Origin of the sequence: Pseudomonas sp. PS01270 (genome assembly GCF_029959775.1) — a bacterium.
Lineage (GTDB): Bacteria > Pseudomonadota > Gammaproteobacteria > Pseudomonadales > Pseudomonadaceae > Aquipseudomonas > Aquipseudomonas atacamensis.
This window is the reverse complement of sequence record NZ_JASCPT010000029.1, coordinates 1-14,460: the sequence shown is the minus strand read 5'-3', so window position 1 is coordinate 14,460 and position 14,460 is coordinate 1. Positions and strand designations below refer to the sequence as shown.

16 protein-coding genes are annotated in these 14,460 nt (G+C 61.4%); 3 read left to right on the top strand and 13 right to left on the bottom strand.

Annotation, left to right across the window (positions count from 1 at the left end; translation table 11 throughout):
• Nucleotides 1-60: 60 nt before the first annotated feature.
• From murB to QMX86_RS11305, 8 genes are all read right to left on the bottom strand, one after another.
• Nucleotides 61-1,080, bottom strand: a complete 1,020-nt coding sequence (murB, locus tag QMX86_RS11340; protein ID WP_122746710.1) for a UDP-N-acetylmuramate dehydrogenase — start codon at nucleotides 1,078-1,080, stop codon at nucleotides 61-63.
• Nucleotides 1,077-1,541: a low molecular weight protein-tyrosine-phosphatase gene (locus tag QMX86_RS11335; protein ID WP_282386548.1), complete on the bottom strand. Its 465-nt coding sequence runs from the start codon at nucleotides 1,539-1,541 to the stop codon at nucleotides 1,077-1,079. The genes murB and QMX86_RS11335 overlap by 4 nt, the downstream gene beginning before the upstream one ends.
• Nucleotides 1,541-2,305 (bottom strand): 3-deoxy-manno-octulosonate cytidylyltransferase, encoded by a 765-nt coding sequence (gene kdsB, locus QMX86_RS11330; protein ID WP_073472249.1) that lies wholly within the window; start codon nucleotides 2,303-2,305, stop codon nucleotides 1,541-1,543. The genes QMX86_RS11335 and kdsB overlap by 1 nt, the downstream gene beginning before the upstream one ends.
• Entirely contained in the window at nucleotides 2,302-2,487 is a 186-nt protein-coding gene (locus QMX86_RS11325; protein ID WP_003179363.1) for a Trm112 family protein, read from the bottom strand. Before QMX86_RS11325 ends, kdsB begins: the two co-directional genes overlap by 4 nt.
• Before the next feature lie 23 nt (nucleotides 2,488-2,510).
• A complete protein-coding gene (gene lpxK, locus QMX86_RS11320; RefSeq protein ID WP_110645987.1) occupies nucleotides 2,511-3,521 on the bottom strand; it encodes a tetraacyldisaccharide 4'-kinase in 1,011 nt (336 codons plus the stop codon).
• The gene (locus tag QMX86_RS11315; RefSeq protein WP_016771006.1) at nucleotides 3,521-3,949 is read right to left on the bottom strand and encodes a biopolymer transporter ExbD; all 429 of its coding nucleotides are present in this window, start codon (nucleotides 3,947-3,949) and stop codon (nucleotides 3,521-3,523) included. Before QMX86_RS11315 ends, lpxK begins: the two co-directional genes overlap by 1 nt.
• Nucleotides 3,946-4,581 (bottom strand): MotA/TolQ/ExbB proton channel family protein, encoded by a 636-nt coding sequence (locus tag QMX86_RS11310; protein WP_016771007.1) that lies wholly within the window; start codon nucleotides 4,579-4,581, stop codon nucleotides 3,946-3,948. The genes QMX86_RS11315 and QMX86_RS11310 overlap by 4 nt, the downstream gene beginning before the upstream one ends.
• 101 nt (nucleotides 4,582-4,682) lie before the next feature.
• On the bottom strand, nucleotides 4,683-6,917 hold the full coding sequence (locus QMX86_RS11305) for a DNA internalization-related competence protein ComEC/Rec2 (protein ID WP_282386542.1): 2,235 nt from the start codon (nucleotides 6,915-6,917) through the stop codon (nucleotides 4,683-4,685).
• A gap of 136 nt (nucleotides 6,918-7,053) precedes the next feature.
• On the opposite strand from QMX86_RS11305, the gene QMX86_RS11300 reads away from it, so the two are divergent.
• Entirely contained in the window at nucleotides 7,054-7,572 is a 519-nt protein-coding gene (locus tag QMX86_RS11300; protein WP_016770668.1) for a DUF2062 domain-containing protein, read from the top strand.
• Between the two features lie 139 nt (nucleotides 7,573-7,711).
• On the opposite strand, the gene QMX86_RS11295 is transcribed toward QMX86_RS11300, so the two are convergent.
• The 4 genes from QMX86_RS11295 to QMX86_RS11280 all read right to left on the bottom strand — a co-directional run bounded on the left by QMX86_RS11295 (nucleotide 7,712) and on the right by QMX86_RS11280 (nucleotide 10,880).
• Nucleotides 7,712-8,491 (bottom strand): ABC transporter permease, encoded by a 780-nt coding sequence (locus QMX86_RS11295; protein WP_282387260.1) that lies wholly within the window; start codon nucleotides 8,489-8,491, stop codon nucleotides 7,712-7,714.
• Nucleotides 8,488-9,420 (bottom strand): ABC transporter ATP-binding protein, encoded by a 933-nt coding sequence (locus QMX86_RS11290; RefSeq protein ID WP_282387262.1) that lies wholly within the window; start codon nucleotides 9,418-9,420, stop codon nucleotides 8,488-8,490. Before QMX86_RS11290 ends, QMX86_RS11295 begins: the two co-directional genes overlap by 4 nt.
• Nucleotides 9,421-9,553: 133 nt before the next feature.
• Nucleotides 9,554-10,177, bottom strand: coding sequence for a glutathione S-transferase (locus QMX86_RS11285; RefSeq protein ID WP_024013937.1), 624 nt, complete (start codon nucleotides 10,175-10,177; stop codon nucleotides 9,554-9,556).
• Nucleotides 10,178-10,220: 43 nt separating this feature from the next.
• A complete protein-coding gene (locus QMX86_RS11280) occupies nucleotides 10,221-10,880 on the bottom strand; it encodes a transglutaminase family protein (protein ID WP_282387264.1) in 660 nt (219 codons plus the stop codon).
• A gap of 247 nt (nucleotides 10,881-11,127) precedes the next feature.
• On the opposite strand from QMX86_RS11280, the gene QMX86_RS11275 reads away from it, so the two are divergent.
• Both QMX86_RS11275 and QMX86_RS11270 read left to right on the top strand, forming a co-directional pair.
• On the top strand, nucleotides 11,128-13,575 hold the full coding sequence (locus QMX86_RS11275; RefSeq protein ID WP_110601722.1) for an acyl-CoA dehydrogenase: 2,448 nt from the start codon (nucleotides 11,128-11,130) through the stop codon (nucleotides 13,573-13,575).
• A gap of 73 nt (nucleotides 13,576-13,648) precedes the next feature.
• On the top strand, nucleotides 13,649-14,056 hold the full coding sequence (locus QMX86_RS11270; RefSeq protein ID WP_039760212.1) for a PA2817 family protein: 408 nt from the start codon (nucleotides 13,649-13,651) through the stop codon (nucleotides 14,054-14,056).
• Between the two features lie 153 nt (nucleotides 14,057-14,209).
• Here QMX86_RS11270 and QMX86_RS11265 read toward each other — a convergent pair.
• Nucleotides 14,210-14,460 (bottom strand): hypothetical protein (locus QMX86_RS11265; protein ID WP_282390392.1); only part of this gene is annotated, 251 nt, incomplete at its 5' end.

Below are 14,460 nucleotides of genomic sequence, written 5' to 3'. Positions count from 1 at the left end.
AAAAGCCCTGCACTTTTTTCATCAGTGCAGGGCTTTCGATGGCATCAGGCAAGCGTAGCCTCAATACCGATTGGGCTCCATTTCCAGTTCGACATGGAAGCGCTCGGCGATGTCTTTCTGGATACGTTGCGCCAGGTCGAGCAGTTGCAGGCCGGTGGCCGTGCCGTAGTTGACCAGCACCAGCGCCTGCAACTTGTGCACGCCGGCATCGCCATCGCGGAAGCCTTTCCAGCCAGCGCGTTCGATCAGCCAGCCAGCGGCCAGTTTCATCTGCCCATCCGCTTGCGGGTAAGCCACCAGATCCGGGTGCTGCGCTTTGATCTGCGTGACCACAGCGGCAGGCACCAGCGGATTCTTGAAAAAGCTGCCGGCATTGCCGAGCACCGCCGGGTCCGGCAGTTTTTCGCTGCGGATGCTGCAGATGGCGCGGCTGACGTCGCTGGGCGTCGGCTGCTCGATGCCCTGCTCGCTCAGGCGCTGACGGACCGGGCCGTATTCCAGATGCAGGTGCGCGGCGCGATCAAGCTTGAAGCGCACCCGCAGGATCAGCCAACGTCCCGGCTGCTGCTTGAACAGGCTGTCGCGGTAGCCGAAATTGCACTGCTCCAGGCTGAAATCCCGCAGCTCGCCGCTCTCGCGATCCAGTGCGGTCAGGCCGGCAAACACGTCCTTGATCTCGACACCATAGGCGCCGATGTTCTGCATCGGCGCGGCGCCGACGGTGCCGGGAATCAGGCTGAGGTTTTCCAGCCCGGCAAAACCCTGGGCCAGCGTGTGCTGCACGAACGGATGCCACGGTTCGCCCGCTTCCGCCTCGACCACCACACGACTGCCATCGTCGCTGAGCACGCGGATGCCGCGCGTAGCCATGCGCAATACCAACGCCGGAATATCCGCCGTGAGCAGCAAGTTGCTGCCACCGCCGATCACCAGCAACGGCACGTCATGGGACGCGGCATAGGCCAGCGCTTCGCGGACATCGTCATCACTGTGGGCTTCGGCAAACAGCTGCGCGCGCACATCGACGCCGAACGTATTGAAGGCCTGCAAAGATACTTGCGGTTGCACCTGCAAACTCATAAACGGCCCTTCACTTCGATCAGCAACTGGTCGCAGGCCGCTTCGATCAGATCGAGCACCTGCTCGAAACCCTGATCGCCGTCGTAATACGGATCCGGCACTTCATCGAGCAGCCCGGAATAACGACGCAAAAACAGATCCAGCTCGGCCCTGCCGGTGGACGGCTGCAGGGCCTTGAGGTTGCGCAGGTTGCTGTTGTCCATGGCGAGAATCAGGTCGTAGCTGGCGAAATCGGCCCGGCTGACCTGCTGCGCGCGTTGCGTCGACAGGTCATAACCGCGCAGTTTCGCCGCGGCCTGGCTGCGCTTGTCCGGCGGGTTGCCGACGTGCCAGTCACCGGTGCCGGCGGAGGCCACTTCGACCACATCGGCCAGCCCGGCTTCACGCAACTTGTGGCGCAACACGCCTTCGGCGGTGGGCGAACGGCAGATGTTGCCCAGGCACACAAACAGAACGCGCATCAGGCCCCCAGCAGGCGACGAACCCGCTCAAGGTCTTCAACGGTGTCGACACCGGTCGGCGGCGCGATCAGCGCGTCGGCAACATGGATACGCACGCCGTGCCACAAGGCACGCAGTTGCTCAAGAGATTCGGTATTTTCCAGCCAGCACGGCCCCCAGCTCACGAAGTCGTGGAGGAACCCGGCGCGATAGGCATAAATACCGATGTGGCGGCGATAGGGCACGCCTTCAGGCAGCTGCTCGCGGCTCTTGGCAAATGCATCGCGAGCCCACGGCAAGGTTGCACGACTGAACGTCAGGGCCAGACCGTTGATATCGCTGGAAACCTTCACAACGTTGGGGTTGAACAGGGTTTCCACGTCTTCGATCGGCTCGGCCAGCGTGGCCATGCGCGCTTCGGTGTGGGCAGCAAGGTTGGCGGCGACCTGGTCGATCACGCTTGGCGGAATCAGCGGCTCATCGCCCTGGACGTTGACCACAATCGCATCAGGCGCAAGACCGAGTTTCGCTGCGACCTCGGCCAGACGATCAGTGCCGGAGTTGTGATCTTCACGGGTCAGCACCACTTCGGCGCCAAAGCTTTTGCATGCCTCGACGATGCGTGCATCGTCAGTTGCAACAACGACGCGGGTCGCGCTGCTTTTGCTCGCCTGTTCCCAGACATGCTGGATCATCGGTTTGCCGGCAATATCCAGCAACGGCTTGCCCGGCAGACGGGTCGAGGCGAACCGCGACGGGATGACAACGGTGAAGGCTGTGGTCATTTATCCAGACGCTCGTCGGTGGTCAGGGTGCGCGCTTCGCTTTCCAGCATCACCGGGATGCCGTCGCGGATCGGATAGGCCAGGCCGGCGCCCTTGCTGATCAATTCGGTCTTGTCGGCGCTGAGCTTGAGCGGGCCTTTGCACACGGGGCAAGCGAGGATGTCGAGCAGTTTGGTGTCCATGAACATTCCCAGAAATAAAAGAGTTAAGGCAGCAGACGATCCGGCAACAGGCGCATCAGCTGAGTGTCGAACCAGGCCACGAAGGCCGGCGACGGCACGGCATCGACCGCCAGATACCACCAGTCGGCAGCAGCAAAGGCACGGCACTTCACCGCGTCCTTTTCGGTCATCACCAACGGCAATGACGGGGTGAAATTCAACGCCTGCACGCTGTAATCGGCGTGGTCGGCAAATGCATGGGCGATCGGCCGCCAGTCTAGCGCTTCGAGGGTATTGAAGAAACGTTGCGGGTTGCCGATCCCGGCCACCGCATGCAGCGCTTGCCCGGGCGGAAAATGATCCAGCGACCGACGTTCGCCGCTGCGCAGATTGACCAAGGCCGTGGGTTGCAGGCGGAAGGCGAAACCATCGTCGCGATCATCAAGGGCACCGTTGAACAGCACGCCATCGACACTTTGCAGGCGCTCGACCGGCTCACGCAAAGGCCCGGCCGGCAGACAGCGCTGGTTGCCCAGGCCACGTGCAGCGTCGATCAGCACCAGTTCCAGATCCCGCGCGAGGCGATAATGCTGCATGCCGTCGTCAGACAGAATCAGATCCAACGGTTCGCTGGCGATCAAGGCTTTGACGGCGGCGCTGCGATCGGGATCGATCATCAGCGGCACGCCGGTGCGCTGGACGATCAGCAACGGTTCGTCACCGGCAATCTCGGCGCTGTGCTTGGCCTCAACCCGCCACGGCAGTTGCGGCGGTTTGGCGCCGTAACCGCGACTGACCACGCCGACGCGCAGTCCACGGCGTCGGCAATGTTCGATCAGCCAGAGAATCATCGGCGTCTTGCCGGTGCCACCGACGGTGATATTGCCGACCACGATCAGCGGCACGGGCGATTGGTAGATCTCTCCGTCACCGTCGAGAAAGCGCTGACGCTTGTTGATCACCACGCGGCGATACAGCATTTCCAGCGGCCGCAGCAGCGTCAGGGCCGGATGCCCCTGATACCACGCGGCGAGCAGGCGATCAGACAGGCTCATCAGGATTTCGGCGCCGCCTCGACCGTGGTCATGCGCAGATGGCTGAAACCGAGCTTGCCGGCCGCGTCCATGGCGGTGATCACCGATTGATGCTGGGCCTTGCCATCGGCACTGATCGACAGCGGCATGTTGGTGTCGCCGTTGGATTCTTTCTGCATGGCTTCCATCAGCGTCGCCAGATCATTCTTCGGCAGAATCTTGTTGTTCACCGAGAACACGCCTTCGGCACTGATCGCGACGTCCAGCTGTTTGACCTGCTGGTCTTCGGCAGGCGAACCGCTGACCGCTTCCGGCAGATCCACGCGCAACTGGGTTTCCCGAGTGAAGGTGGTAGTGACCACGAAAAACAGCAGCAGAATGAACACCACGTCAATCAGCGACGCGAGGTTGATGTCTACGGTTTCCCGGGGCTTGCGACGGAATTTCACGCTTTGCCCTCGGCCAGATCGACATCACGGTCGCCCTGCACCACTTCCACCAGTTTGATCGCTTCCTGCTCCATACCCACCACCAGCTCGTCGATGCGGCGCTGCAAAAACCGGTGGAAGAACACCGCTGGAATCCCGACCATCAGGCCCGCTGCGGTCGTGATCAGCGCTTTGGAAATACCGCCGGCCAGTACCGAAGCATTGGTAGTCATGCCGGAGCCGGTGAAGGCACTGAAAATGTCGATCATGCCCAACACGGTGCCGAGCAGGCCGAGCAGCGGCGCCATGGCGGCGATGGTGCCGAGTGCGTTGATGTAGCGTTCGAGTTCATGAATGACCCGCGCGGCGGCCTCTTCGATGCACTCTTTCATGATCTCGCGACCATGCTTGGAATTGGCCAGGCCTGCGGCGAGAATTTCCCCCAGCGGCGAATTGGCGCGCAATTCCTTGAGTTTTTCCTTGTTGAGCTGCTTGTCCTTGATCCAGACCCAGACCTGACCCAGCAGATGCTCGGGGGTGACGCGACTGGCGCGCAGTGTCCACAGGCGCTCGGCAACAATCGCCATGGCCGCGATGGAACTCAGAATGATCGGCAACATCATCCAGCCGCCGGATTTGACCAATTCCCACACAGTGACAGTCCCCTCGAAAAAGTGCGCCACTTTACCATACCGATCCGCGATTAAGAGTCGCCGCCCCGACGACCGTGAGGTGGCACCCATGCTGGCACTGATCAACGGCCAGCCACCGGCGGATCGCGCCAGAAACGCCGCTGTTGACGCATCGTCCACGGCGGTTTGAAGCTGCCCAGTTGCAGATGAATGGCACCGTGCTCGGCGCTGTCGTAGATGCGCAGACCTTGCTTGCGGTAGCGCGCCAGCACGGTTGGATGCGGATGACCGAAGGAGTTGCCGTGGCCACGGGAGATCAGCACCGCTTCGGGCTGCAAGGTTTTGAGCAGGGCCATCGATGATGAACTGCGACTGCCGTGATGGGGCGATTGCAGCCACTGAGTCGGCACGGCCAGTGGGCTGTCGAGCAGGACGCGCTCGGCATGAGTGTCGATGTCGCCGGTGAGCAGCAGGCGTTCGCCGTTGGCCTCGATCTGCAACACACAGGAACGCTGGTTGCTGTCATCGGCCGACGACCATTGCCAAAGCCGGAACTGCACGCCATCCCACTGCCACTGTTCGCCACTTGCGCAGGCTTCGGCGTTCAGCTCCGGCGGCAGGTTTGGCGGATCGCCGCTGACCACTCGGTGCACGTTGAAGCCACGCATGACCGCCCGGGCGCCGCCAGCGTGATCGGCGTCGGCATGGCTGAGCAGCATCAAATCGAGCGCTTGCACATTGAGTTTACGTAACGCTGGCAGCACCACCCGCTCGCCGAGATCGAACTCGCCGAAACGCGGGCCGGCGTCATAGAGAAGCGCGTGATGGCGGGTGCGAATGAGGATGGCCAGGCCTTGGCCGACGTCGAGTTGCCAGACATCGGCCCGCCCTTCTTCTATTCGCTCTTGAGGCGGCAATGCCAGGAGCAACAGCAGCGGCCAGCCCAATGGACGCATTGGCACGCCTCGGGGCAACAGCAATAAAATCGCGCCAAGGCTGCCCAGGACCAACGCCCAAAATGGAATGGCGGCCGGTATCCACGCCGGCCATTGCCCGGCAATCAGCGCCAGCCCGATAAACAGCCAGTCGATCAAACCACCGGCCAGCCACAACAGCCCTTCGCCAACATAAGGCACGGGCAGCAATAGCGTGCCGAGCAATGCCGGCGGCAGCACCACGAGGCTGACCCACGGAACGGCCAGCAGATTGGCTACAGGCCCGCTGACGCTGATGGGCAAGCTCAGCGCCAGCAACACCGGACACAAGCCGATCGCGATCAGCCACTGCGCGCGGGTCCAGGTCTGCCACCACCGCCAGGCCCCCAGCCGCCCGCCGAAAGTGAAGATCAACACTGCCACCGCCGCGAAAGACAGCCAGAAGCCGGGACGCAAACTGGCCAGTGGATCAAGCAGCAGCACGCCATTGAACGCCAGCAATAACGGCCACCACGCGCCGAGATGGCGAAAACGCAGGCGCCACAACAATACCAGCGCCACCATCACGCAGGCGCGCTGCACTGGCACGTCGAAACCGGCGAGCAAGCCGTAACCCAGCGCCGCCGCGAATGCCAGACCACAGGCCCACGGCAACCATGGCCAGCGCACCGGCCAGATTCCGAAACGCGCCAGCCCGGCGACCAGCAGATACATCACCGCCGCCAGCAAACCGATGTGCTGGCCGGAGATCACCAGCAAATGCACGGTGCCGGTGTCTTGCAGAATCTGCCAGTCCTCGCGACTCAGCCCCGAACCGTCGCCAAGCACCAGCGCCGCCAGCGCGCCCTCGCGTCCTTGCGCATCCACCGCGAGCAGGCGTTGGCGAACGCCGTCGCGCCATGCATGCCGGGCCTCAGCCAAGCGCTGGCCATCCTTGATCGTGCCGGTTGCGCCGATCCGTTGCGCCAGCAGCCAGGCCTCGTAGTCGAAGGCGTGCGGGTTGAGCAGGCCACCCGGGCGCTTCAACTTCACCGCCAGACGCCATCGCTCACCACTATTGACCGGCGGCCCGGCGTACCAGGCCAGGCGCAGCAGCGACGGCAGCTTTTCGTGGCGTGAACGCGCATCAGCCAGCTCGAAACGCACCACGCCATCGCTGTGTTGCGGCAAACCGACCACGCGCCCTTCGAGCCAACGGGTTTCGCCGTCGAGGCTCGGTGGCAAGCGGTCATTTAGCGCCCACTGCGCGCCAACGCAGGCCCAAGTAAAGCCAAACAGCAAAAACGCCAATGGAAAGCTGCGAAACGGCAGCAACATCAGCGCCACCATTGGCAGCACCAGCAACCAACCGACCGGCGGCAAGGCCGGCAAAAAAACCGGGGCCAGCAGACCGACTGCCAGCGCCATCATCCCTGTGCGCATATGCCCGTCCTTGAGAGTCCCCTCCTTAGGCATAGCGGGTCTGCGGCACCACCGTCGTCAACAATTGTCACAAAGTCTGAATGGGCGGTTCGTAGAATCCAGACATACTTGCCGCCTTAACCGACCGAGAAGCCTTATGCCCCGGCGCTTATTCAAACGTTACATGCCCGACCCGACGAGCATCAGGGAACACAAATCCTTACGCTTTCTCGGCACGTTGCTGCATGACCCGAACCTCTGGCATCTCAACCGCCACTCGGTCGCCCGGGCGATGGCGGTCGGCCTGTTTGCGGCATTCCTGCCGATACCCGCGCAGATGCTGGTGGCGGCGGCATTGGCGGTGATGGTGCGCGGCAATATGCCGATCGCGGTGAGCCTGGTCTGGCTGACCAATCCGATCACCATGCCGGCGGTATTTTTCTGCACCTACCAGGCCGGGGCGTTCCTGATGGATGTGCCGGCGCGGCATCTGCCGGACGAGCTGACCTGGGAATGGATCAGCGGTGAGCTGTCGACATTGTGGCAGCCGTTTTTATTGGGCTCGGTGGTTGTCGGCCTGGTGCTGGGCGTCCTCGCCTATTTTCTGGTGATGCTTTACTGGCGCTGGTGGGTGGCGCGGCAATGGCGGCGGCGCAAGAAAAGCCGGCAGAAATGAATGCAAAACGGCCTCCGCGATGGGAGGCCATTTTTTGTTGTGTCCGGGCTGACCCCTTCGCGAGCAGGCTCGCTCCCACGGAGAACATCATTCCAATGTGGGAGCGAGCCTGCTCGCGATGGAAGCGCTGCGGTCGGGATCAGGTACGCATCCCGCGCCCGCTCACCAGCAACCGCGCACAGCCGAGATACAGCACCACGGTCGCCACCAGCATGAAGGTGATGGCGATGCCGATACGGATATCCGAGACGCCAAGGATGCCGTAGCGGAAGGCGTTGACCATGTGCAGCACCGGGTTGGCCAGCGACACGGTCTGCCAGAACGGTGGCAGCAAAGTGATCGAGTAGAACACGCCGCCCAGGTAAGTCAGCGGGGTCAGCACAAAGGTCGGAATGATCGAAATATCATCGAAGTTGCGCGCAAACACCGCGTTGATGAAGCCCAGCAGCGAGAAGATCGTCGCGGTCAGCACCACTACCAGAATGGTCACGCCGAGGTGATGCACCTGCAAATCTGTGAAGAACAGCGACAGGAGCGTCACGATCAGACCCACTGCCAGACCGCGCAATACACCACCAATGGTGAAGCCGATCAGGATCGTGTGCGGTGACACCGGCGAGACCATCAACTCTTCGATCGAGCGCTGGAACTTGCTGCCGAAGAAGCTCGAGACCACGTTGCCGTAGGAGTTGGTGATCACCGACATCATGATCAGACCCGGCACGATGTACTCCATGTAGGTGAAGCCACCCATGTCGCCGATCTGCCGGCCGATCAGGTTGCCGAAAATCACGAAGTACAGAACCATGGTGATCGCCGGCGGCAGCAACGTCTGCGGCCAGATCCGCATGAAGCGTTTGACCTCGCGGTAGACGATGGTTTGCAGGGCAACGAGGTTGGGACCGAACTCGGAACTCATACCGCCACCTTCGACAGATTTTTCTCCACCAGGGACACGAACAACTCCTCGAGGCGATTGGTTTTGTTACGCAGGCTCAGCACTTCGATGTTCTGCTGCGCCAGCTGGGTGAACAACGCCGTGATGCCCATGGATTTGTCGACCTGCACTTCCAGGGTATGGCCGTCGAGCAATCGGGCCGGGTAGCCGAGCAATTGCGGCGCCGCGCTCAAGTCGTTCTTCAGGTCAAGCAAAAAGGTCTCCACATGCAACTGGCCCAGCAACTGTTTCATGCTGGTGTTTTCGACGATGGTGCCGTGGTCGATGATGCCGATATTGCGGCACAGCTGCTCGGCCTCTTCCAGATAATGCGTGGTCAAAATGATGGTGATGCCTTTCTGGTTCAGCTCGGTGAGGAAGGTCCACATCGAACGGCGCAGTTCGATATCGACGCCCGCAGTCGGCTCATCGAGGATCAGCAGGCGCGGTTCATGCACCAGCGCACGGGCAATCATCAGACGCCGTTTCATGCCGCCGGACAGCGAACGCGAAGGCACATCGCGCTTGTCCCACAGGCCGAGCTGGGTCAGGTACTGCTCGGCGCGTTCCTTGGCGACTTTCGCCGGAATGCCGTAGTAACCGGCCTGGGTCACGACGATGTCGAAGGTCTTTTCGAACTGGTTGAAGTTGAATTCCTGCGGCACCACGCCGATCGAGCGCTTGAGCGCCGCCGGGTTCTTGTCCAGGTCATGGCCGAAAATATTCACGGTGCCGCTGGTCTTGTTGACCAGGGTCGAGAGGATGCCGATGGCGGTGGATTTGCCGGCGCCGTTGGGGCCGAGCAAGGCGAAAAAGTCACCTTCGGCGACGTCCAGATCGATACCACTCAAGGCCTGGAACCCGTTGCCGTAGGTTTTGGTTAGCTGCCGGATGGACAGAGCGGAACTCATATCGGATTTACGCACCAAGAAGGAAGGAAAGAAGTAAATAAGGGCGGGCGGCGAGGGAAACAACCGCAGCGCAAGTTCGCAATGGTGCTTGCCGCCGCCGCACAAGTACAGTCAAGTGTGTCGATAGTAATTATCAAGTCAACGCGGTCATGACCGCTTTCTGATAGGCCGGACGCTGTTTCAAGCGTTCATACCAGGCTTGCAGATGCGGTTGCGGCGCGCGCTCGATGGGCATTTCGAACCAGGCATAAATGAAGCTGCCCAGCGGGATGTCGCCCATGCCGATGTCATTGCCGGAGAGATAAGGCTGGCTGATCAAGGCATGGTCGGCCATGTTCAGCAATTCATCGCATTCCTTGATCGCCGCGTTGATCGCCTTCCAGTCCTGCTTCTCGGCAGGCGTACGCAGCACACCCCAGAACACCGTGCGAAACGGCCCGGCGAAACTGGAAGTGGTCCAGTCCATCCACTTGTCCGCTGCGGCGCGGGCTTGCGCATCTGCCGGATACCAGGCGCTGTCCGGGGCGTGTTTGGCCAGCAGATAGCGCACGATGGCGTTGGATTCCCACAGCACGAAACCGTCATCCTCGATCACCGGCACCCGGCCATTCGGGTTCATCGCGCGGTACTCGGGCGTGTCGACCACACCGAACGCGCCGCCGGCATCGATGGCCTCGTACGCCAGGCCCAGCTCTTCGGCAGCCCATAAGGGCTTTCTGACGTTCGATGAATTTTTCCGTCCCCAGATCTTCAGCATGACCGCCTCTTTGCAAGTGAGTGGACGGCCAGCATACGCCGGATCAGGTGCGACTCAAATCGGCCTGCATATCGCCCAGCAGCACCGGCAGTTGCTCACTGAACAGATGCGGATAGCAATTTTGCAGGTGCTCGAAGAAGAAGGTTTCCGGCACGTCGGTGAACTGGCCGTGATCGAGCAGATACTCCATCAACTGCGCGCCGTCACGGTTGAACGGGTGGAAAACGCTATCGTTGACCCCGTCGAATTCCAGCGCTGCGACGTTGAACAGCTCGCACAGTTGCTGGTTGAACGCCGGCGTCGCCTTGACCCAGCGGCCGTCGAGAAACAGCTCGGTGTAGCCATGCATGGCAAACACATCGCTTTTCAGCAACTCGAGCAGACGTGGCGTCGACAAATGATTGCGCACATCGGCCAGACCGATGCGCGCCGGAATCCCGCAATGCCGCGCACAACCGGCGAGCAGCGTGGCTTTCGGCACGCAATAACTCTCCCCCGCCGCCAGTGCATAACTGCCACACAAAGTTTGCGGATCACGACTGAAGGTGTAGGGGTTGTAGCGCACCGCCTCGCGCACGGCGTAATACAGACTGACCGCCTGCTCGCGCGGATCATTACTGGCGCCGCGATGCTGCTCGGCGAACTCCACCACCGCCGGGTGGTCACTATCGATGAAGCGGCCGGGGCTCAGATACTCGTGCATGGCGGCAATCTCCTGGATGAGTCACGAGTCTAGCGACAGCCTGAGCACAGAGATAACGACGTTTCGGCCAAACCTGAAAGCAAAGCTGCGCAGCAACGAACGATTTCCCACACGTGTTGCCCACCGAACCTACGAAAACCATCCGGGGTTTCCCACGATTTCAATCACCATGCTCTGACCACCCTTGTTTGCAGATGCCGTCTAAGCTCTGGAGGGTCGATTTGCTTTGGTTCACGGAGGACTGAATATGCTGTTGTTGTGGATACTGGTTTTGATCGTCGGCGTGGCGTATCTCGCCCATCGACGCATCGCCCCGCTGCCCGCGTTGGGCATCGTTGCGGCCTATCTGGTCGCCATGGGGATTTTCAGTCACGCGCCGGGCTGGCTGCTGTTTGTCTTCTGGGTCCTGTTGGCGGTGGTCGCCGCGCCATTGTTGCTGCCTGACCTGCGCCGCAAGCATTTCACCGCGCCGCTGTTCAACTGGTTCCAGAAAACCCTGCCGCCCATGTCGCAGACCGAACGCGACGCGATCGATGCCGGCACCGTGTGGTGGGACGGCGAGCTGTTCAGCGGCCGTCCGGACTGGGACAAATTGCTGTCCTATCCCAAGGTGCAACTGACTGAAGAAGAACAGGCTTTCATCGATGGCCCGACCGAAGAACTCTGCGCGATGGTCAGCGACTGGCAGATCGGCCAGTCCATGGACCTGCCGCCCGAGGCCTGGACGCACATCAAGGAACATGGCTTTTTCGCCCTGATCATTCCCAAGGAATACGGCGGCAAAGGCTTCTCGGCCTACGCTCACTCCCAAGTGGCAATGAAACTGGCGACGCGCAGTGGCGACCTCGCCTCCACCGTGATGGTCCCGAACTCCCTCGGCCCTGCCGAACTATTGCTGCATTACGGCACCGACGAACAACGTAATCACTACCTGCCGCGACTGGCCCGTGGCGACGATATTCCGTGCTTCGCCCTCACCGGCCCGCTGGCCGGTTCCGATGCCGGCGCGATGCCCGACACCGGGATCATCTGCAAAGGCCAGTGGGAAGGACAGGAAGTTATCGGCCTGCGCCTGAACTGGGAAAAGCGCTACATCACGCTCGGCCCGGTCGCGACTCTGCTTGGCCTGGCATTCAAGGCTTATGATCCGGATCACCTGCTCGGTGAAGAGGAAGACCTCGGCATCAGTCTGGCGCTGATCCCGACCGATACCGCAGGTGTGGAAATCGGTCGTCGTCATCTGCCGCTGGGCGCCGCGTTCATGAACGGCCCGAACTCCGGCAAGGACGTGTTCATTCCGCTTGACTACCTCATCGGTGGTCAGGAAATGCTCGGCAAAGGCTGGATGATGCTGATGAACTGCCTGTCCGTCGGGCGTTCGATCTCGCTGCCAGCCGTGGGCACCGGCGCTGCCAAGTTCACCAGTCTGGTCACAGGCCAGTACGCGCAGATTCGCGAGCAGTTCAATGTACCGCTGTCCGCTTTCGAAGGCATCCAGGAAGCCATGGCGCGCATCGGCGGTAACGCGTGGATGATGGACGCCGCCCGCATGCTCACCGCCAACGCGGTGGACCTGGGTGAAAAACCATCGGTGCTGTCGGCGATCCTCAAATATCACCTCACCGAACGCGGTCGCGAATGCATCAGCCACGCCATGGATGTGCATGGTGGTAAAGCGATCATCATGGGGCCGAACAACTACCTGGGCCGCAGCTGGAACGGCGCGCCGATCTTCATCACCGTCGAAGGCGCGAACATCCTGTCGCGCAACCTGATGATCTTCGGTCAGGGCGCGATCCGCTGCCATCCATTCGTGCTCAAGGAAATGGCCCTGGCTGGTCGCGAGGACAAGGATCAGGCGCTCAAGGAATTCGACGGCCTGTTGCTCAAGCACATCGGTTTTGCCGTCAGCAATGCCGCCAGCACACTGGTGCTGAACCTAGGTCTTGGTCACTTCGAACATGCGCCGGGCGACAGGATCAGTCAGGGCTACTTCCGCGCGCTGAACCGTCAGGCCGCCGCATTCGCCATGCTCGCCGACTTCAGCATGATGCTCCTGGGCGGCGAATTGAAACGCCGCGAACGCCTGTCGGCGCGCCTCGGCGATGTACTGAGCAACCTGTATCTGGCCTCCGCCGCGCTCAAGCGCTATCACGACCTGGATTCGCCGGCGTACATGGAGCCGCTGTTCCGCTGGGCCATGGAAGAAAGCCTCGGCCAGTCGGAGCGTGCGCTGGATGAACTGCTGAGCAACTTCCCGAACAAAGTCTTCGGCTGCCTGCTGCGGGTCATCGTCTTCCCGTTCGGTCGCCGTCACAAAGGCCCATCGGACAAACTCGGCGCCGAAGTCGCTGCGGTCATCGGTCGCGCCAAGGGCGATCCGGCACTGGAAGAACTGCTCGCCGGCTGCTACCGCCCGCAATCGGCGGACGATGCCGTGGGCGCGCTGCAACACGCCAGCGACCTGCTCAATGCCGCGCAACCGCTGCACAAGAAACTGCACACCGCACTGAAGAGCGGCCAGGTCAAACCGGCAGCCGGCGAACACGCTATCGATGCCGCGCTGGAAGCCGGCGTGCTGCAGGCCGTCGAAGCGCAAAGCCTGCGCGACGCCGAAGCGGCCCGCCGCAAGGTGATCGACGTCGATGATTTCGCCAAAGAAGAACTGACCCAGGCAGAGGGCAAAGTCCGCTGATCCCGGTTTATGTGAAAAAACGGCGCGAGGGCTTTATACTCCCGCGCCCGTTTTGCTCTTGAGGACTTATCTCGTGTCCAACGTCGTTGCCGATCATCTCGTGTTGCTCGACCACCTGCGCAGTATCCTGGTCGCCGTAGGTGAGGCCGAACAAGTGCCCGAAGAAAGCCATGCCCTGTTCCTCGAGCGCTTCGACGAACTGCTGGCCTCCCTGCCGATCGACCCTATCGAAAGCCAATACCTGGGCCAAGACATCCTCACCCAAGTCATCAGCCGCTACCCGCAAATCGCCCACCTGATCCCGCGCGACCTGCTGTGGTTCTTCGCCGGCGACTGCCTCCACTACCTCTCCGACGAAGAAATCGACCTCTACCAGGCCCTCGAAGAACGCCGCTACGAAGCCGAACAGAACGACGAACCGTTCGACTGGAACCAGGAAAAACAACTGCTGGCCATGTCTGCGCAGGACAGCAAGCACTGATATCGACAGGTAATCGAAAGGCCCGCACTGGTGATTCCATGCGGGCCTTTTTTTCAAGATCAAAAGCCCCTCACCCTAGCCCTCTCCCGGAGGGAGAGGGGACTGAGCGAGGTGTTTGGGCGAGTTACGTCGATGTGAAAGTCCGAGTTGAACTCAGGATTTGAAAAGCACACAAATCAGCTCCCTCTCCTCGGGGAGAGGGCTGGGGTGAGGGGAAAATTCACCACAAAAACAGCCAGACACCACCCGCCCCTCACCACTCAAAACAATGAGCGCAAGCTCGAGTACCGCTTTTGATCTTGATTCACAGGCGACGTCGGAAGGCTGAGTGGAGGGATTGATCCGGGCGTGGGAGCGCAGCGACCGTACGACGCAGTCGTACACAGCGGAAGGAGGTGCAGCGA

Coding starts and splice junctions, on each gene's coding strand:
- QMX86_RS11300 (WP_016770668.1), top strand. CDS start 7,054: ATGCCCCGGCGCTTATTCAAACGTTACATGCCCGACCCGACGAGCATC.
- QMX86_RS11275 (WP_110601722.1), top strand. CDS start 11,128: ATGCTGTTGTTGTGGATACTGGTTTTGATCGTCGGCGTGGCGTATCTC.
- murB (WP_122746710.1), bottom strand. CDS start 1,080: ATGAGTTTGCAGGTGCAACCGCAAGTATCTTTGCAGGCCTTCAATACG.
- QMX86_RS11285 (WP_024013937.1), bottom strand. CDS start 10,177: ATGCTGAAGATCTGGGGACGGAAAAATTCATCGAACGTCAGAAAGCCC.
- kdsB (WP_073472249.1), bottom strand. CDS start 2,305: ATGACCACAGCCTTCACCGTTGTCATCCCGTCGCGGTTCGCCTCGACC.
- QMX86_RS11295 (WP_282387260.1), bottom strand. CDS start 8,491: ATGAGTTCCGAGTTCGGTCCCAACCTCGTTGCCCTGCAAACCATCGTC.
- QMX86_RS11305 (WP_282386542.1), bottom strand. CDS start 6,917: ATGCGCACAGGGATGATGGCGCTGGCAGTCGGTCTGCTGGCCCCGGTT.
- QMX86_RS11325 (WP_003179363.1), bottom strand. CDS start 2,487: ATGGACACCAAACTGCTCGACATCCTCGCTTGCCCCGTGTGCAAAGGC.
- lpxK (WP_110645987.1), bottom strand. CDS start 3,521: ATGAGCCTGTCTGATCGCCTGCTCGCCGCGTGGTATCAGGGGCATCCG.
- QMX86_RS11290 (WP_282387262.1), bottom strand. CDS start 9,420: ATGAGTTCCGCTCTGTCCATCCGGCAGCTAACCAAAACCTACGGCAAC.
- QMX86_RS11335 (WP_282386548.1), bottom strand. CDS start 1,541: ATGCGCGTTCTGTTTGTGTGCCTGGGCAACATCTGCCGTTCGCCCACC.
- QMX86_RS11280 (WP_282387264.1), bottom strand. CDS start 10,880: ATGCACGAGTATCTGAGCCCCGGCCGCTTCATCGATAGTGACCACCCG.